The sequence below is a fragment of the Sinorhizobium mexicanum genome, assembly GCF_013488225.1.
Classification (GTDB): domain Bacteria; phylum Pseudomonadota; class Alphaproteobacteria; order Rhizobiales; family Rhizobiaceae; genus Sinorhizobium; species Sinorhizobium mexicanum.
Genome location: NZ_CP041241.1, coordinates 1,916,303 through 1,933,675, shown reverse-complemented (window position 1 = coordinate 1,933,675; position 17,373 = coordinate 1,916,303). Strand labels below are relative to the sequence as shown.

The 17,373-nt window shown below is 61.8% G+C and carries 15 protein-coding genes; 7 read left to right on the top strand and 8 right to left on the bottom strand.

What is annotated here, in order from left to right:
- The 3 genes from repC to repA all read right to left on the bottom strand — a co-directional run bounded on the left by repC (window position 1) and on the right by repA (window position 3,669).
- Window positions 1-1,311 (bottom strand): plasmid replication protein RepC, encoded by a 1,311-nt coding sequence (gene repC / locus FKV68_RS32930; protein WP_180943080.1) that lies wholly within the window; start codon window positions 1,309-1,311, stop codon window positions 1-3.
- 156 nt (window positions 1,312-1,467) lie between these two features.
- A complete protein-coding gene (gene repB / locus FKV68_RS32925) occupies window positions 1,468-2,472 on the bottom strand; it encodes a plasmid partitioning protein RepB (RefSeq protein WP_180943079.1) in 1,005 nt (334 codons plus the stop codon).
- Window positions 2,473-2,475: 3 nt separating this feature from the next.
- On the bottom strand, window positions 2,476-3,669 hold the full coding sequence (repA, locus tag FKV68_RS32920; protein ID WP_425347601.1) for a plasmid partitioning protein RepA: 1,194 nt from the start codon (window positions 3,667-3,669) through the stop codon (window positions 2,476-2,478).
- Between the two features lie 646 nt (window positions 3,670-4,315).
- Between repA and FKV68_RS32915 the strand changes: the two genes are divergently transcribed.
- The 3 genes from FKV68_RS32915 to FKV68_RS32905 all read left to right on the top strand — a co-directional run bounded on the left by FKV68_RS32915 (window position 4,316) and on the right by FKV68_RS32905 (window position 8,112).
- Window positions 4,316-4,495 carry a hypothetical protein gene (locus FKV68_RS32915; RefSeq protein ID WP_180943077.1) on the top strand — a complete coding sequence of 60 codons (180 nt, stop codon included), beginning with the start codon at window positions 4,316-4,318 and terminating at the stop codon, window positions 4,493-4,495.
- A gap of 291 nt (window positions 4,496-4,786) precedes the next feature.
- The gene (hutC, locus tag FKV68_RS32910) at window positions 4,787-5,488 is read left to right on the top strand and encodes a histidine utilization transcriptional repressor HutC (protein WP_342454803.1); all 702 of its coding nucleotides are present in this window, start codon (window positions 4,787-4,789) and stop codon (window positions 5,486-5,488) included.
- A gap of 662 nt (window positions 5,489-6,150) precedes the next feature.
- The gene (locus FKV68_RS32905) at window positions 6,151-8,112 is read left to right on the top strand and encodes an elongation factor G (protein ID WP_180943075.1); all 1,962 of its coding nucleotides are present in this window, start codon (window positions 6,151-6,153) and stop codon (window positions 8,110-8,112) included.
- 45 nt (window positions 8,113-8,157) lie between these two features.
- On the opposite strand, the gene FKV68_RS32900 is transcribed toward FKV68_RS32905, so the two are convergent.
- Together FKV68_RS32900 and FKV68_RS32895 are read right to left on the bottom strand one after the other, a co-directional pair.
- Window positions 8,158-8,742: a dioxygenase family protein gene (locus tag FKV68_RS32900; RefSeq protein ID WP_180943074.1), complete on the bottom strand. Its 585-nt coding sequence runs from the start codon at window positions 8,740-8,742 to the stop codon at window positions 8,158-8,160.
- Window positions 8,743-8,935: 193 nt separating this feature from the next.
- The gene (locus FKV68_RS32895; RefSeq protein WP_180943073.1) at window positions 8,936-10,135 is read right to left on the bottom strand and encodes a multidrug effflux MFS transporter; all 1,200 of its coding nucleotides are present in this window, start codon (window positions 10,133-10,135) and stop codon (window positions 8,936-8,938) included.
- A gap of 216 nt (window positions 10,136-10,351) precedes the next feature.
- Here FKV68_RS32895 and FKV68_RS32890 point away from each other — a divergent pair, with 216 nt between their 5' ends.
- Complete coding sequence (locus FKV68_RS32890; protein ID WP_180943072.1) at window positions 10,352-11,056, top strand: TetR/AcrR family transcriptional regulator; 705 nt, start codon at window positions 10,352-10,354, stop codon at window positions 11,054-11,056.
- A 90-nt stretch (window positions 11,057-11,146) separates the two neighbouring features.
- Window positions 11,147-11,467 (top strand): EamA family transporter, encoded by a 321-nt coding sequence (locus tag FKV68_RS32885; protein ID WP_180943071.1) that lies wholly within the window; start codon window positions 11,147-11,149, stop codon window positions 11,465-11,467.
- Here the strand turns inward: FKV68_RS32885 and FKV68_RS32880 are convergent.
- From FKV68_RS32880 to FKV68_RS32870, 3 genes are all read right to left on the bottom strand, one after another.
- Window positions 11,460-12,665: a TIGR03862 family flavoprotein gene (locus tag FKV68_RS32880; protein WP_180943070.1), complete on the bottom strand. Its 1,206-nt coding sequence runs from the start codon at window positions 12,663-12,665 to the stop codon at window positions 11,460-11,462. The two genes, FKV68_RS32885 and FKV68_RS32880, sit on opposite strands and share 8 nt — an antisense overlap.
- Before the next feature lie 377 nt (window positions 12,666-13,042).
- Window positions 13,043-14,011 carry an MBL fold metallo-hydrolase gene (locus FKV68_RS32875; protein WP_180943069.1) on the bottom strand — a complete coding sequence of 323 codons (969 nt, stop codon included), beginning with the start codon at window positions 14,009-14,011 and terminating at the stop codon, window positions 13,043-13,045.
- 366 nt (window positions 14,012-14,377) lie between these two features.
- Window positions 14,378-15,403 carry a substrate-binding domain-containing protein gene (locus FKV68_RS32870; RefSeq protein WP_180943068.1) on the bottom strand — a complete coding sequence of 342 codons (1,026 nt, stop codon included), beginning with the start codon at window positions 15,401-15,403 and terminating at the stop codon, window positions 14,378-14,380.
- A 204-nt stretch (window positions 15,404-15,607) separates the two neighbouring features.
- On the opposite strand from FKV68_RS32870, the gene FKV68_RS32865 reads away from it, so the two are divergent.
- Window positions 15,608-15,886 carry a hypothetical protein gene (locus tag FKV68_RS32865; RefSeq protein WP_180943067.1) on the top strand — a complete coding sequence of 93 codons (279 nt, stop codon included), beginning with the start codon at window positions 15,608-15,610 and terminating at the stop codon, window positions 15,884-15,886.
- Window positions 15,883-17,148 (top strand): ABC transporter substrate-binding protein, encoded by a 1,266-nt coding sequence (locus FKV68_RS32860; RefSeq protein WP_180943066.1) that lies wholly within the window; start codon window positions 15,883-15,885, stop codon window positions 17,146-17,148. The genes FKV68_RS32865 and FKV68_RS32860 overlap by 4 nt, the downstream gene beginning before the upstream one ends.
- Window positions 17,149-17,373: the final 225 nt, after the last annotated feature.

Below are 17,373 nucleotides of genomic sequence, written 5' to 3'. Positions count from 1 at the left end.
TTAACTTGCAAGGGCAACTCCTGCACTCCGCTTAGCTCGACTCAACGCCACGACCATGGGGCCAAGCGAAAACTCCTGGCGCTGCGCCCGCCTCGTCAGTTCGCGCAGGTAACCGCCCGGGGATGTGATTTGCTCCGCTCTTTCGAGGATGCAGGCGACAATGGTAGCCGTGTTCTCGCAGCCAAGGACGGAGCAGGCTTCGTCATAGGCGTTGGCGCTGACATTCAGCATAGAGCGAACGACAATCGCCGCGGTCATCAGATCCTTCCAACTGGAAATCCGGCCGGAAGGAGCATAGTCGGCGATCTGCGGGCAGGCTTGCAAGACGGCTGGCAGCGGGATTTCGCGGTACGGCAGTTGAGGTGCCGCACTCGAGCGATCGACGGTGTTGAAGGGCGACGCTGCGTTGCGTGGTGCCGGTTTCGGGGGATGTTCTGTCAAATCCGTTGCAGCGTTGGCATCGGCAGCTTTTCGCAAAATGGGTTCCGGTCCTTTTCCCAAGCCAACTTCAGATTCAGAAAGAGAGTCTGGATGTGAATTCTGTATGTGACATCCATTCTGGTGATCATAGGTGTCCGTTTTTTGGAATTTGAGCAAGTTTTCCAACTGGTTGGTAAGATCACAACGAAGATGGTCCATCGAGCCAAGCACGGTTTCGATTTCGGCGGTCGAGGGCTTGCGGGGAAGCGCGTTGACGAGTTCTTCGAAGATCAGCTTGTAGTTCTGCCAATCGCTTTGCGGAGCGCTTTCGTGGAGGAGCTCCAGCAACTTGGCAACGTCGCGCCGGCAGAGGCTCAGTCGCTCACGCATGATGCGCAGGTGCTGCCGTTCGGCGGCGAGCTCAGCGGCGACCGTTTCGATTTCGGCAGCACGTGCGATGAGCGGAGAAAGATCGAACCCGAAGGCTTCGCCGACGGCACCGCTGTGGATTCGCCGCGCGTAACGCTTGCCATTCGGGCTATCGCGTCGAAGGATCAGGCCGGCTTCGATGAGGCAGGCGAGGTGGCGCCGCAAGGTCGTTCCGGCCATGCCATGCGCTCGGAGCGAAAGCTGGGCATTGGAGGGAAAAACGACAAGGCCGCTTTCCCTGGACAGTTCGGTGCCGGGATAAAAGCTCAGCAGCGCGTTGAGCACCGCCAGCGACCGATCGGATACGCCGACGACGGTCTTGGCTTCGCAGAGCCAGCGAAACAATTTCCACTTGTCGACAGACCGCTCCGCCTCGGCGCGGCTGGCGGTGATTTGGCTTGATAGCATGCCAAGCGTCATCCGCCGCCGCCCAAAGGGCGTCGTCACACTTCCACGTTCCATTTTTCTTCACCTTATCCAAGGCAAAAGAAAACCGTTCGCCGAAACGACGTCAAAAACTCTTGACACTGATTCGCGGAAATGGGATTCTCTAGTTGCTACACGAGAGAAGGGTTTCCGCAGCGCTAGTCGTTCGGAAGCCTTTTTCTTTTGCTCTGTTTAATCTCCTGTTTCCTGTTGGTATTCGAGGTACAGAGATTGCAGCCTCTGCCTCACGAAATCGGCAAAACCGGGTGCCGCCTTCTTGCTGAAGGCAAGAGTCGTTTCTGACTCCGTCTCGCGGATGCGTACCGGACGTGTGCGGTCAGGCGCGGTCCAGGCCTCCGCCTTTGTGCGCGCCTTGGCCGTACTGAGGAAGCCGAACAGCTTTTCGAAGCGCTGATCGCTTTCGCCGGCTGAAAACTCGGTCTTTTCGATAAATTCGAGCGCTCGCGACCGGTTGCCGTCGAGATCGATAAGATCGGCGAGCTCCATCCATCGCCGGCGTCCAAAAGCGGGCGCGGCACCGACCGCCTCGATCACTTCGACCGGTAGCCGGCGCACCACCGTGATCATCTTCGAGAGCGCCGCTTTGTCGATACCAAGCGACGACATGATGATCTCGCGGGAAAAGCCGCGATCTTCCAGACGCGTGGCAAACAGGGCGCGCTCGATGAAGGAGAGGTCCGTGCGGGCGTTGTTCTCCTGCCCCTGGGAGACGACGAGCTGTTCGTCGCTGAGGTTGCGAATGACCGCCTTGACCTTCCCGCCGATTTCGCGGAGTGCTGCAAGCCGCCGGTGACCATAGGCGACCTGATACCGTTCCTTCGCCGTCGGATGCGGTCTGACGAGGATCGGCACCTGTTGTCCGTGGTCGCGGATCTGTTGCACCAGCGCCGCTTGCGCCTCGGCGGCAACACCGAGCCGGTCTACGACGAAGGAAGCGTCGATCAGCGAAGGGTCAAGGTCGACGATCGATTGCCCTTCGGCAAGCTGGCGCTCCAATTCGTCAGCGCGCTCCACCTTCTGCGTGATATTCGAGAGTGATCTGGTAATCCCGCCGACGAGGCCACTTGGGCGCTGGCCGGGTGCAAGGCCGGCGATCGGACGCTCGACGGCTGGCCGCTCTCCGTCGAGCGGAGCCGTAGGGCTGTCGGAAATGCCGATCAGGTTCTTGCGCGCCATCGATTACTTCCTTCCCCAGACCTTGCGGATCATCTCTTCGATCTCCGCATTGACGAGCGAGAGCGAATCCATCGCCCGGTCATAGGTGCCACGGATGAATTGCGAGCGTTCCACCTCGTAGAGGGTCTGCTTGGTGACGCCTGCATCCGAGATGGCGGTCGACTTCACCATGGCATTCTGGAGCATGCGATTGCCGAAGATAGCCCGCATGAAGCCGGTCATCTGGCTCTGAGGTCCGTCGTTCGGCTCGAAACGGGTGACCAGATAGCGCATCCAGTCGTAGCTCGTCCGTCCGCCCGCTTTTTCCACGACGGTCATCAGGTCGCTCGTCATCGAGAGGAACTGCGACATGGACATCACGTCGAGCATCTGCGGATGCACGGTGATAAGCACCGACGTCGCGGCGCAGAGCGCGGACATGGTCAAAAAGCCGAGCTGCGGCGGGCAGTCGATGACGACGATATCGTAGAAACTCTCGATCTCGGACAGCACCTCGCCGATCCGGGCGAAGAACAAGGTCTCGGCCGAACCGCCGATCATTGCCTTCGGCGTCTCGTGCTCGAACTCCATCAGTTCGAGATTGCCCGGGATCAGGTGAAGATTGGTGGTGTAGGTCGAGCGGACAACATCGGCGATGGGGCGCGGGTTCTCATAGCGGATGGCGCCATAAAGCGTTTCGGCCTCGCCGACGTCGAGCTCCGGCTGGTGGCCGAAGAGGGCGGAGAGCGAGGCTTGCGGGTCGAGATCGACCGCCAGCACGCGATAGCCGCGCAGCGCAAGATATTGGGAGAGGTGAGCAGACGTCGTCGTCTTGCCCGACCCGCCTTTGAAATTCATCACCGAAATGACCTGGAGCTTTTCGCCCGGCCGGCGATGAGGGATGTATTTCCCGGTCTTCGCGCCCTCGTCGAGCACATGGCGGATGCGATCGATATCCTCGACGGCATACATGCGCCGGCCGTTTGACAGCGGCTGCGGCCCGTGGCCTTCTGACGCGATCTGGCGCAGGTAGCCTTCACCGATTCCAATGAAGGCAGCCGCCTCGGCCGGGGTGAACAGCCGCATCGTCTTTTGTGCAGTCGGGGAGAAGATCTTTTTCTGATGTTCCTGCAGCTGATGAGCGAGTTCCTGAGCGTCAGCGGACAGCAGGGATGGCAAATGCTCCTGCTCCTCAAGACTCTGGATTCTCTGCTGCAACATCGCCCTCTCCGAAAAACTGCGCAAAATTCGCCAATAAGCCCCTATCTGCGCAGATATACTATGCGCCGATTCGTTGCCAATTTACAAACGCTTAACAAAAACCCCGTTTATCCCGCCGAGACGTCGCAGTTTTATGAATTTCTCTGTTTAACGGTTGTCCGCGGACAACTTTTGTGGGCGGTCTCGATTCGGTTGTCCGCGGACAACCGGGTCGAACACGGTGGCGGCCGCAAGCTGGGCGCGGCTCAAGGTGAGCCCCACCGGCATGTTTCCGATCGGCAGCGGCAGGGGGCGGTTCGATCGTGACAGTAGCGATTGCCGCGCCAATTCGCCGTTGATGCATGCTTTTGAAGCCGGCCAGGGTTGGAGCGTCTCGCCGCTCTCGCTTGCTGCCGTGACCGGGGCCTCAGAAGTCCATCTAACACTTTGAATTCGTTTATTCCTGCTCGGTCGATCGCGCGTCGTTTCCGCCTGCGAGCTGGCGAACGCGGCCGCGATTTCGCTCCCGCGGCCAACCCCCGTCGAGAGCAGGTTGGCCGGCGCTGGAGGTAGGCGTGTTAGAACATAAAATTAGTAGACTATTGACAGGCTGCTGGATTGTGGCAGGATTGTGTTGGAAAACGCAAACAGGGAAGGGCGCTCAATGTTCTATCTCGGTGGAATGACGCTTGGCTATTTCGAGCCGCCGGTGTCGAAGGCGCCGGTGCGCAACGAAAAGGCGGCTTCCAATGCCGTCCGTGTCGATGTTGCGGCGGAGCGCGAGCGGGAGCAGGAGCAGGAATGGGCGCGTGCGTTCGTGACGCCTTGGCATCTCTTCTATTAAAGGGACTGGACAGGCGCGTAGCGCGGCCCCTTCGTCCGCATGTCGGCTTGTGAAGACGAAATGGTGTCTCTGCTGCCGGCTGTGATCCCAGCGATGATCATCGATTCGGCCGGGCCATCGTAAGACTTTGATCGTCCAGCATCCGTCGTGGAAAACCAGCGGGCATCCTCACCGGGACTGTTGCCGCGGCGGGAAATGTTTAAGGTACGGGGTCAGTCACCAGCCGAGGATCCCGCCATTCCCATCGATCGTTCTTCCCCCGAGGAAAAGCGTCCAGACCAGCCGCTCTCCCTGCACCAGCGGATTCTCAGCGATGTCGAGGGGCACATTCTGTCCGGCGACTGGCCGCCGGGGCATCGTATTCCTTTCGAGCACGAGTTGACTGAGCAATATGGTTGCTCGCGCATGACCGTGAACAAGGCTCTGACCGAGCTCGTCAAGAAAGGATTGATCGAGCGGCGGCGCAAGTCCGGCAGCTATGTCACCTTTCCGCACGTGCAATCAGCGGTCATGGAAATCCATGACGTGAAACTCGAGGTGCAGTCGCGTGGCCTCGAATACGGCTATCGTCTCGACGAACGGCATGTCCGCAAGGCCGGTGCCGACGATTCGGGACGCATAGACCTGCCGGCGTCGGCGCGGCTGCTCGATATCACCTGCCGGCATCTGGCGAGCGGCCGGCCCTTTTGCCTTGAGGAACGCTTGATCAACCTTTCGGCGGTGCCGGAGGCCGAAGCAGAATCATTCGATGCCGTCGCACCCGGTTCGTGGCTGCTCGGCAAGGTGCCGTGGAGTACGGCCGAACATCGCATCCGCGCTGTCGCTGCAAGCCGTCAGGCCGCGCAGGCGCTCGGCATAGCGGTCGGATCGCCCTGCCTCGTCATCGAACGGCGTACCTGGAGCGGCGGTGCGCCGGTCACCAGCGTTCGGCTGACCTATCCAGGTGATCGCCATGAACTGGTCGCGGAATTTGCGCCGAGCGCGATCGGATAGATCGCGCCGCAAAGGGGGAATGCCGGTGCGGCCGAGGCACTCGGTGCAGGTTTTGCCGCCTACGGCGACGCGCGTCTTTTCAGGCCGCGCAAAGATCGCTCTAGCACCTTGGTTTGCTGCATGTTTTTGTCCGCAAATCGGCTCCGCTTGAAGGAAAGATGCAGCAGGTCCGCGACCTTTTCTTAAGATCGTCAATCTCAGCCTTGCGTAGCGACGGGCACGGGTGCACCCTTGGTCGAGCCTTGACCTCGCGGGGGGAGGGCGCGAGCCGGAGCAAGCCACCGACCTTCGGTCTACGTGCCTGAGCGCGGCATCCTGGCCCGCTGCATAATTCCTTAAGTCGAAGCCGAATTAAGGATAAAAACATGCAGCACTTAAAAGGGCTACAGCGTCCTGAATAGACGCGCGGCGCTGTAGATCACGATGACTTTAGGTCTAATCGACCTAAGTCATAATGTGATCGATTCTAATGGGTCGAGACGCGGGATGCGGGCGGAAACCGCGCACACTTTTCCTCATCCCGCTCTACTGCATGTTTCCTTAAATCGGAGCCGATTTAAGGATAAAAACATGCAGCGATTCAAGTGCTACAGCGACCTTTGCGCGTCTGAAGAGACGCGCGGCGCTGTAGAAAACGTGTCATCGTGGTAGGAGGATCGCCGATGCGCTGCTTCACGGTACTTGGGCCTTCGCAGACCGGAAAATCCACGCTCGTGGAAAAGCTCGGTCTGCTCGAAGGCCAGCCAAGAAAATCCGCCTCTCCCTACGGCCTGAGCCTGACGGAGTTCGAATTCGGAAACGAAGAGTGGTGTGCGCTGGACACACCCGGAACCAACGAGGCGCTGGCGCATGCGCAAGATGCTCTTCTTGCCAGCGATGCCTGCGTGCTCTGCGTTTCGCCGGTACCGGAAGAGGCCGTGCTCGCGGCGCCTTACCTCAAGGCGATCGAGGCGTCGGGAACGCCCTGCATCCTTTTTGTCAACCGCATGGATGAGCCGAGGGGACGGCTGAGGGACGTCGTCGCCGCTCTCCAGGACTATTCCAACCACCCTTTCGTCCTCCGGCAGATTCCGATCCGCGAGGGTGACAAGATCATCGGCAGCTGCGACCTGATTTCCGAGCGCGCCTGGCGCTACCGGGAAGGCCAGACGTCGGCGCTTTTCGAACTCCCCGAAAGCGTCGTCGAGCGCGAACACGAGGCCCGCACCGAACTGCTGGAGCATCTTTCCGAATTCGATGACTGGCTGCTGGAAGAGTTGATCGAGGATCGCGAGCCGGCGAGCGACGCAATCTATACGATCTCGACGCGGGTCCTGAGCGAAAACAAGATCATTCCGGTGCTGGTCGGCGCGGCAAGCCACAGCAACGGCATTCTGCGGCTGATGAAGGCGCTGCGTCACGACGCGCCGCGGGTGGATGCGCTTAGAAAACGCCTTGCTACGGCTGGCGGCATCGCCGATGCGACGCTTTCCGCCGTCAGCTTTCACGCCCATCATCGCCCGAGCGTCGGCAAGACCGTGCTCGTGCGCGCGCTCGAAAACGGCGTGAAGCAGGGAGCAATGCTTGGCGGCGCCGGGCTCGGGGCCTTGCAGGATCCGGCGAACGGCCGCCCCCTGGCATCGGCGACACCGGCGCCCGGTCAGGTTTTCGCCGCGGTGAAATCCGATCACCTTGTCGTACCGTCGCTGCTGACGACCAATGCCGCCGTGGCGCCGCCGGAATGGACAACTCCGCCGACGCCGATGATGGAGCGGATTTTGGTGCCGGAAAGCGAGCGCGACGAGACCAAGCTTTCCGAAACGCTCGCCAAGCTTTCCGAAACCGATCGCGGACTGAAGGTCATGCAGGAGGAGGGGACCGGCGCGCAACTGGTCTGCGCTCAGGGGCCGGTGCACCTGCGCGACCTGTGCCGGACGCTCTCCGATATCTTTCACGTCGAGGTCAGCGAGCAACCGCCAAGCCCCATCTATCGCGAGACGATCTCGAAGTCGTCGGACGTGCATTATCGGCACCGCAAGCAGACCGGCGGCGCCGGCCAGTTTGCGGATGTGAAGCTCAGCGTTCACCCCAATGAACGCGGCGGCGGATTCACCTTTGCCGAGACCGTCAAGGGCGGCGCCGTTCCGAGAAACTTCATACCGGCGGTCGAAGCGGGCGCGCGCGAAGCGATGGACAAAGGCCCGCTCGGCTTCAAGGTCATCGACGTCGGCGTGATGCTGACCGACGGCCAGCACCACTCCGTCGACAGTTCGGAATACGCGTTCCGCACAGCCGGGAAGATGGGCGTCCGCCAGGCCCTTTCACAGGCCTCGGCCGTGCTGATGCAGCCGATCTTCCGCGTGGAGATTCATATCCCGTCCATCTATTCCGGCAGCCTCGTGCCAATCGTTTCGACGCTGAAGGGCCAAGTTCTCGGTTTCGACCGGGACGAAGGGGCGAAGGGGTGGGATATCTTCCGCGCCCTGATCCCAGGCTCCGCGCTGGACGACCTGGCGCGCTCGCTGAGATCCGCCACGCAGGGGATCGGCTTCTTTTCCAAGGGCTTCGATCATTTCGAGGAGCTTTACGGTAAGGAAGCGCAGAGCGTGATCACCGCGCACGGAACACATGCGAACGAGCACTGAGTGAACGGCGGGCCGCTGCCGAGAGCGGCGGCCACGCATTGCAGCTCAGACGACGAAATCAAATCGGCCGAATTTGCCGTCGGCAGTGTTGCGGATATCGAGCAACAGCGCATCCGAATAGAGGCCGTCGCGCGCATTGGCGGGTTCGCTCGGAAAGAACAGTTGCGTCGTGAGCAGCCCGCCGCCGCGGCGCTGCACGCGGAGATGATAATGCCGGGTTCGGCCAGTGTAACGCGCGGGTACGATCGTGGCGAACCACCAGCGCCCGTTCGCATCGGTGAACTGGTGCGCACGCAGCCTGAAGCCGCGCGTGTCATAAGCGCCGGTGTCGTCGGCATGCCAGATCTCGACGAGGCTGTTGGCGAGCGGCCGGCAGTCGGCGTCGAGGACGTAGCCGGCAAGCGTGATGCGCTCACCATCGGGGGAATCGGCAAAAAGTTCGTGACGCAAGGGGGCGTCGGGTTTGTAGAAGGGACCGGCGGTGCGGGCGAGGGTCAGGTCGCGATTACTGCCGCAGGCCGGCGTTGGCGGCAGCGGGCGCCGCTGGGCGGCGGCCTGGCGGAGGTTGACGATGGGCAAGGCCGGGATTGCCAGAAAAGCGGTCAGCAGCGAACGTCGCGTCGGAGGCATGGCCGGCTCCTTTGCAGTGTTCGGCGCGGCACCCCCGGTGGTTCGAGTAAGCAAACTTTGGGATTGCGCCGCGCCCGTCGATAGACGTTAGCACGTAATCGACAGGAGCAGCTTCACAAAGCGGTCATCGGCCTCTTTGCGACGCAGCCAAAGGACCGGCCCGCGCACCCTTTTCGGATGCGCGGGGGATTGTCTATTCCGCGGCAACGACGCGGCGGCGACGGCCGATCGTTGCCTGGGTAACGAGGAAGGCTCCAAGGGCGCAGAGCGCGATGCCCGCCACCATCGGCAGCGCGGTGCCGTCGAAGAAAATGCTGGTGATGACCATTGCGACGGCCGAGGTCACGAAATGCAGCGTTCCCATCAGCGCCGAAGCGGTGCCGGCAATCTCGCCGTGATCCTCGAGCGCCAGCACCGACGATGTCGGAATGACGAGGCCGAGAACGCCGTAGCCGACGAAGAGGAAGGCCGCCATGACCGGCAACTGATTGATGCCAAGGCTCATGACGACGAACATGCTGATCATGGTCAACGCGAACATCGTCACCGCCATCCGCATCAACCGGACGAGACCGAAACGTTCGCCGAGCCACCCGGTCGCCTGCGATACCGTGAAGAACGACACGGCGTTGATCGAGAAGGCAAGGCTGTATTGCGTCGGCGTCAGGCCGTAATGGTCGATCAGTACGAAGGGCGAGTTCGCGAGATAGACGAGGAAGCTCGAGATGCCGAGACCGCCGATGAAGGTCAGCGTCAGGAAGTTGCGGTCGCCAAGAAGGAGCCGATAGGCGGCGATCGCGCTGCCGACGGTGCTGTCCGAGCGGTGCTCCTTCGGGCGGGTCTCCTTGAGCTGCGTCGAAAGGAGCACCAGCCCGACCGCGGCGGCGATCATCACCGCATAGAAGACGCCGCGCCAGCCGTAGAACTCGATCACGGCGCTGCCCGTCAGCGGTGCGAGGATCGGCGAAATGCTGAAGACGAGCATGAGCAGCGACATCAGCCGCGCCGCCTGGACGCCGGTGTGCATGTCGCGCACGACCGCGCGCGGAATGACCATGCCGGCGGCACCGCCGATGCCCTGAAGGAAGCGGAAGGCGATGAGGGTTTCGATGTCGCTCGCCACCGCGCAACCGATACTGGCGAGCGCGAAAAGCCCGATGCCGAGATAGAGCGGTGCCTTGCGGCCCCAGATGTCCGACAGCGGGCCGTAGACGAGCTGGAACAGCGCAAAGGAGATGAAGAAGGAGAGCAGGCTCAGTTGCACGACATTGTTTTCAGCGCCGAGATCCTTGCCGATCGAGGGCAGGGCCGGAAGGTACATGTCGATCGCAAACGGCCCGATGGCCGACAAAAGACCGAGAATAATCGCAGTGCGTAGAAATGAGGCCGTCATGATGATGTTCTTTCAGAAACCGCGAAGGCAGAGCCGGATGCACCTGCCGGCCCATCGCTGTCGCTAAAGGTTGAAACGGAAAAGCGGCCGCCGGAGAGGCAGGATGCGGCTTGGGAGGATCGCATCTGCCCGCGACTGCTCGTGTCTAACAAATTGGACACACGTGTAAAGTTAGACACCATTGTCTAATTCGTCAACACGTCTTATTTTCAGGGCATGAAAAAACCGAAAGCGCCGCAACCGAAGCCGGGCGGCCCCACTCAGAAAGGCCAATGCGCTAAACGCGTCTCGATATTGGACGCCGCTGCCGAGGTCTTTTGCCGGGAAGGTTTTGCCGGCGCCAGCATCGACGAAATCGCGATGGAAGCCTGCGTCTCGCGGCAGACCGTCTACAACCACTACCGCGAAAAAGAGACGCTGTTCATGGCCGTCGTTCAGGACATCCTGGACCGTGCCAATGCCGCGCTGTTTACGATTCTCGCGACCTTTCCCGACAACGGCGACAATCTCGAAGACGATCTGACCGCCTTTGCCGTCCGCCTCAACAAGAACTGCGTGTGTAATCACGACGGAAAGTTCATCCGCAAGCTGGTGCAGACGGAGGGCGAGCGTTATCCGCATCTCTTCGCGATCTGGCGCCAGCAGGGACCAGGCAAGATCGGAACGGCCTTGGCGGCGCTCTTTGCCCGGCTTTCCCATGTCGCGCGGCTCGATATAGACGACTTCGATCTTGCCGCCACGCAGTTCCTCGCCCTGGTCAATGCCGATCTGCAGATGACCAGCTTCTTTGGCGGAACGCCGACGGACGCGGAACTCGAGAAGTCGGCGCGGGCGGCCGTGCGCACCTTTCTGCGCGCCTATGGCAGACCTCCGGCTCGAGAGGCCGGCGACATCGAAGAACTCCGCCGGGAGACGGCGTAGAGCAATTCGGGGAAGATGGCATGCCCGATGGAATCTGCAGGGTTTGCTGAACGCCAGACGCCGTGATGTCGCTGAGCTTCAACGCTTGCCTTGAACTGTTGTACCTCCGCCGCGATCCAGTCTCTAAAGGCCCAGACCTTCAGGTTGTCCCGGTTCCCATCGGGTAGACGAGCGACTTACCTTGGCCTGATCGTCACTGTCGCGGGCCGGTTCCTGTGGCTCAGCATACTGCGCGACGTACCGGCGCCCATAGCGGCGAGCGTCCGGTACCTCCAGCCCGTATTCGGGATCGCCGCCTCGGCTGTCATGTTCGGCGACAGGATCGGAATCCAGTTCATGATGGGGGTTGCTCTCATCTTGGCGATGCGGACGCGCAGCTCAAAAGGATTGAGCTTAACCGCTACTACTTAAGCCAGGCCGCGATCCCGCGTGCCGCCGCCCGTCCTGTCGCAAAGCAGGCGGTGAGCAGATAGCCGCCGGTGGGCGCTTCCCAATCGAGCATTTCGCCGGCGACGAAAACACCCGGAAGCGCCGTGAGCATGTAGTCGTCGTTGACGCTCTTGAAGCTGACGCCACCTGTCGAGGAAATCGCCTCTGCGATCGGCCGCGGTCTTAGAACCGGAATCGGCAAGGCCTTGATCAGGCTGGCGAGTGCATGCGGATCGGCCTGACGGGCCTGAGGCGCCACCTCCCGCACCAGCGCGGCCTTGACGCCGGCAAGGCCCGCGGCTTTGCGAAGGCGGTTTGAAAAACTTGCCTTGCCTTGCTGGCGCTCAAAGTCGCGGGCAAGGCGTTCCGCTGGCCGGCCGGGTACGAGGTCGATGACGAGCGTGGCTTCGCTGTCGTGCTCCAGCCGGTCGCGCAGGCTCGACGCATGGGCGTAGACGAGGCTGCCCTCGATGCCGTGCCGGGTCACCACGAATTCACCCGGAAAGACGCCGGCATCGGATGAAGCGGTCACCGATTTCAGCGGTTCGCCGGCGAAGCGCTCGCGAAAACTTTCACTCCAGGCGACGTCGAAGCCGCAATTGGCGGGCCGAAAATCGCTGAGAGCCACACCCGCGTCGCGCAGCAATGCCAGCCAGCCGGCATCGGAGCCGAGCCGCGGCCAGCTTGCCCCGCCAAGCGCCAGCAGGGCGGCGTCGCAACGGACGGCTTTCCGCCCCTCCGGCGTCTCGAATACGTAGCCCCCATCATCAAAGCCCAACCAGCGATGGCGAGTGAGAAGCCTGGCGCCCTGCGCTTCCAGCCTGCGCAGCCAGGCGCGCAGAAGCGGGGATGCCTTCATGACCTTCGGAAAGACACGGCCCGAGGAGCCGACAAAAGTTTCCGTGCCGAGCCCGGCTGCCCAGTCGCGCACATCGTTCGGCGTGAAAGCGTCAAGGGCAGGGCGCAATCGATCCGATGCGGAGCCGAAGCGCGTCGCGAAAAGCGCATAATCCTCGGCGTGCGTGATGTTGAGGCCGGATTTTCCCGCGAGCAGGAACTTGCGCGCGACCGTCGGCATGGCGTCATAGATCGTCACCGAATGGTCAAGACGGGACAACACGTCTGCCGCCATGAGGCCTGCCGGGCCGCCGCCGATGATCGCGATCTCTCTTCTCTTCATCTGCCTGTCTGACGCACGAATCTTCGCGCGCAGTCTTGGCCTCTCCGGGTGCAGGGCGCAAGGGCGTGCGCTCAAGGCGGTCGACGCCTGTGAGCTTGCCCCCGTATCCGGACGGATCACCAGTCGGCGGCCGCTGAATGTCCGCTTCGCTCCGAAAGCGACCTAGTCGTTGGTTCGCCGCGAAGGACGAGAAGGCCACTTGCTGCCGGAGCACAAGCCGGTGAAGGCGAACGAGATGATCGACTTGCTCGCGAGGAGCCGAAGCTAAGCCGGCGAACTCGTACGACACCGCGACACGGGCGGCGTCGTACGAGACAGCGATCGACAGGTTGTTCGAACGCATGCGGTCGTTTTGTTCGGGTTATCCCGATAAGCGGTCAGTAGTCCCAGAAAACCGGTACCCAACGAAAGGTGTCTCCGTCGACCGCCACCCGGCCGACGGACGGGAACGGCAGGTGCGTGGCCACCAGCAACGAGCCGGTCGCCGCCAGCTCTTGCATAAGACGGACCCGAACGCGGGTCGCTTCCTCGGGGTCGTGTTCGAAACCGTTGTGCCAGTCCGGGTGGTCGAACCCGACCGCAAACACGGCGTCGCCGGCGAACATCAGCCGGTCGCCGCCGGACGCCACGCGGACCACGCTGTGCCCGGGGGTATGGCCGCCGGTGCGAGAGACGACTACGCCCGGCGCCACCTCATACTCGTCCTCGAACTGCCGCAGATGGTTGTGGTACTCTTTCGAGAACCGCTTCGCGGCCGAGCGAAGTGCGTCCGGGAACCCCTCCGGCATGGAGGTGTGGGAGAAATCGGGCGACTCCCAGAATTTGACCTCGGCGGCCGCCACATGGATCCGCAGGTCCGGACGCAGCCGGTCCTTCACCCCGTCGACGAGCAGCCCGCCGATGTGGTCCATGTGCATGTGGGTAAGGACCAAGTCGGTCACGGACGCAAGATCGATGCCGGCGGCCTCCAGTCGCTTGACCAACTGCCCGGCCCGCGGCAGGTTCAAGTCCGGGTCCAACCCCAGCCCGGCGTCGATGAGTATCGTCTGCGCGCCGCTACGCACCAGGACCACGTTCAGTGCCCAGTCGAAAGCGTCCTGCGGCAGGAACATGTCGTTCAGCCAACCCGCGCGGTCGGCCGCTTCGGCGTTGTGTCCCAACATCGTGGTTGGGAGCGGTAGCACCCCATCGCTGACCACCAGCACGTCGATCTCGCCGACCCGCACGGCGTAGCGCGACGGAACCAGCTCTTCGGGCCCGCGTCTGGCGGGGTGTGAGGCGTTGTCCAAGCTCATGTTTGTCTCCTGCTGACCAATCGTACGGCGTTTCATTTCTGCCTGTGACATGATGCACTCCTGTTGCGTGATCGAGGCGTGTCGTCACGAGCCACGTCGGGGACGCTATGTTGAGGCGTGTCGGAGGTCGAGCTAAACATGAGGATAGGGGCGCCTGCGGGCGATCGCCTTCATCCGACTGGCGTGCATCAGGCTGCGGCTCCGCGTGAATGAACCCGCGCGCTGGAGCATCCGCTTTCATGTGGAATCACGTGAAGGCGGATGAAATGCTATATAATCAAAGGATAGCGCGTCCTTGGTGCGTTCACTTGAACGCACGGCGTTCCAGATCATTTCATTGAAACACTGAAACGATCCAACTCGTTGAAACTTCGCAATTCCGGACGGAAAGCCGTTACATACTTCCCTGGAATTGCTCTAATCAGACAACTGCGGCACGGGGCCGGTGGATTCGCGAAGAATGAGTTCGACCGGCCAGAGCTCGTGAATCTCGGTCGCAGGCCTGCCCGACAGAAGCTGCAGCACGAGATCGGCCGAACGCGCGCCGGCGGCGCGCAGCGACGAGCGCGTGGTCGAAAGCGAGGGGACCATGTTGTCGGCGGTGAGATAGGGAAAGACGTCGTCATGGGCGATGACGGAAATGTCCCGGCCGACCACGAGGCCGAAGGAGCGTACGGCGCGGTAGACGCCGAGCGCTGTCATCATCGAACCTGCAACGAAGGCCGTCGGCCGCGGTGATTGTTCGAGGAAGGAGCGGGCGAAGCGGAAACCGAGTTCGTCGGTGAAGTGGCCATGGGCGACGAGGCGCGGATCGAACGGGATGCCACGTTGTTCAAGGGCTTTGCGATAGCCCTTGTCGCGATGGAGTGAAAAGGTCAGGCCGGCGCGGCCGTTGATCATCGCGATGCGCCTGTGGCCGAGATCGAGGAGATGCGAGGTTGCGCGCCGGATGGCGCCCTCGTTGTCGATGTCGAGCCAGGCGTGCGGGACGTCGGTCTCGGAACGGCCATGGACGAGGAACGGCATTCCCAGCCTGTGCAGGAGCGCGATGCGCTCATCGTCGGGCATCGGCGAATGGATGATCACCGCATCGACCCGGCCGCTGGTCGCTAGCCGGCTATAGAGCTGGCTCTCGTCCTTGCCGCCCTGCTCCGCGATGGGGCTGACGAGGATGTCGATGTCTTCGCTATCCAGCCGCTCGGCCATCCCGCTCATATATTCCGAGAACTGGAATTCGCCGCTGCGGCCCATCACCACGCCGATCGCGCCGGCGCGTCCCGTGACGAGGCGCACGGCATTGACGTTCGGTCGGTAGCCGAGGCGCACAGCCTCTTCCGCGACGCGTTTGCGGGTCTTCTCGCTGACCTCGGGATAGCCGCTCAAAGCGCGGCTGACCGTCGTCGGGGACAACCCCAACTGCTTGGCGAACTCCTTGAGCTTCATGTGACCGATCGTATTCCCTGCGCGCCCCCACCGCATGGTTCTCAAATCGGAGCCGATCCGAAATCATGCAGACACCAAACTGCCTGGCGACCTTGCGCGTCTGATAATTACGCGGCGCCGGAGCATTCGCTCAGGACTATACGCTGTTTGCCGGTGGTAACAACCGCGCGTGATGGAAACGGACTCGCGGAGCAACTAGGCGACGTGAGCGGCGACCAGCCAAATCGTTTTAAATTTGTGAGAAATTCATGCCCGATCAGTATCCCGGAGGACTCCTGCGGCAGCAACGATCCACAGGCTAAATCATGGTATTTATCGTTTAAAAACAATGCAATAAATCATGCTCATTTTCGTTGTGACGCCGATCTGGAGCACATCTTGACAGAGATTTTGGCTTCTGCCAGCTTGCTCGCCAGCCAAACCGTTTTCGAATTCAGGGGATGTCACGAAACCGGGGGGCTTGGAGGAGCTAGAAGAACATGAAGCCTATCGTAAGGACGCTGATTTTCTGCGCCGCGATCGCGGGTGCTGCCGATCTCGCCGCTGCCGCCGAGATATCCATCGCGGCGAATTCGACCGGCAAGAACCTGAGCTTTCTGCGCGAGCAGATCGCCAAGTTCGAAAAGGACACGGGCCACAAGGTCAACCTGGTGACGATGCCGCCCTCGAGCAGCGAGCAGTTCAGCCAGTACCGCCTCTGGCTCGCGGCCGGAAACAAGGATGTCGACGTCTATCAGACCGACGTCATCTGGGCGCCGCAGCTTGCCGATCAATTCGTCGATCTGACCGAGGCCGCGAAGGACGTGGCCGGCGCGCACTTCCCGTCGATCATTCAATCGCAAACCGTCAACGGCAAGCTGGTTGCGCTGCCGTTCTACACCGACGCGCCGGCGCTTTATTATCGCAAGGATCTCCTCGACAAATACGGCAAGAAGCCACCCGAGACCTGGGATGAGCTCGCCGCCACGGCGAAGGAAATCCAGGACAAGGAGCGCGCGGCCGGCAATCCCGACATCTGGGGATTCGTCTTCCAGGGCAACGCCTATGAGGGCCTGACCTGCAACGCGCTCGAATGGATCAAGTCCTCCGGCGGCGGCCAGATCATCGAACCCGACGGCACGATCTCCGTCAACAACGAAAAGGCGGCCGCGGCCCTCGACCGGGTCAAGGGCTGGATCGGCACGATCTCTCCCCGTGGCGTACTCGCCTATCAGGAGGAGGAGTCGCGCGGCGTCTGGCAGACGGGCAATGCCGTGTTCATGCGCAACTGGCCCTACGCCTATGCGCTCGGAAACGGCGACGACAGCGCGGTCAAGGGCAAGTTCGACGTGACGCCGCTGCCGACGGCGACGGACGGAGGTCAACACTCCTCGACGCTCGGCGGATGGAACCTTGCGGTTTCCAAATATTCAGACGAACAGGAAGCGTCGATTACCTTGGTAAAGTTCCTGGTCTCGCCGGAAGTCCAGAAGGCGCGCGCCATCCAGCTGTCAAACCTGCCGACGATCGCCGTACTCTATGACGACAAGGACGTCGCGGCCGCGCAGCCCTTCATGCCGAACTGGAAACCGATCTTCGAGAATGCCGTACCGCGCCCCTCGGCCGTGGCGAAAGTGAAGTACAACGAGGTTTCCTCCAAGTTCTGGAGCGCCGTGCATAACACGCTCTCGGGAGACGGCACGGCCGCCGAAAACCTCGAGCTGCTCGAAGTCGACCTGACCGAGCTGCAGGGAGACGGTTGGTAAATCCCACCACCTCAATGCGTGAAGCCCAAAGCTATGCAGCGGTTTTGGGGTAGCGAGGTGCACAAACGAGGACGGCAGCCGCTCGTCGGCTGCCGTCGAAAGCAGCATCGCAGGCCCTTCGGAACCCCGAAGAGTATTTCAACCCTTTGAATATGGTGCGTTCCCCGGATCCCTCAGATCCAGGGAACCATGCAGCAGGTCGAGCGTTCCGCCAAGAGCTGGACG

Coding starts and splice junctions, on each gene's coding strand:
- repC (WP_180943080.1), bottom strand. CDS start 1,311: ATGGAACGTGGAAGTGTGACGACGCCCTTTGGGCGGCGGCGGATGACG.
- repB (WP_180943079.1), bottom strand. CDS start 2,472: ATGGCGCGCAAGAACCTGATCGGCATTTCCGACAGCCCTACGGCTCCG.
- FKV68_RS32915 (WP_180943077.1), top strand. CDS start 4,316: ATGTTCTATCTCGGTGGAATGACGCTTGGCTATTTCGAGCCGCCGGTG.
- FKV68_RS32905 (WP_180943075.1), top strand. CDS start 6,151: ATGCGCTGCTTCACGGTACTTGGGCCTTCGCAGACCGGAAAATCCACG.
- FKV68_RS32900 (WP_180943074.1), bottom strand. CDS start 8,742: ATGCCTCCGACGCGACGTTCGCTGCTGACCGCTTTTCTGGCAATCCCG.
- FKV68_RS32895 (WP_180943073.1), bottom strand. CDS start 10,135: ATGACGGCCTCATTTCTACGCACTGCGATTATTCTCGGTCTTTTGTCG.
- FKV68_RS32890 (WP_180943072.1), top strand. CDS start 10,352: ATGAAAAAACCGAAAGCGCCGCAACCGAAGCCGGGCGGCCCCACTCAG.
- FKV68_RS32880 (WP_180943070.1), bottom strand. CDS start 12,665: ATGAAGAGAAGAGAGATCGCGATCATCGGCGGCGGCCCGGCAGGCCTC.
- FKV68_RS32875 (WP_180943069.1), bottom strand. CDS start 14,011: ATGTCACAGGCAGAAATGAAACGCCGTACGATTGGTCAGCAGGAGACA.
- FKV68_RS32870 (WP_180943068.1), bottom strand. CDS start 15,403: ATGAAGCTCAAGGAGTTCGCCAAGCAGTTGGGGTTGTCCCCGACGACG.
- FKV68_RS32860 (WP_180943066.1), top strand. CDS start 15,883: ATGAAGCCTATCGTAAGGACGCTGATTTTCTGCGCCGCGATCGCGGGT.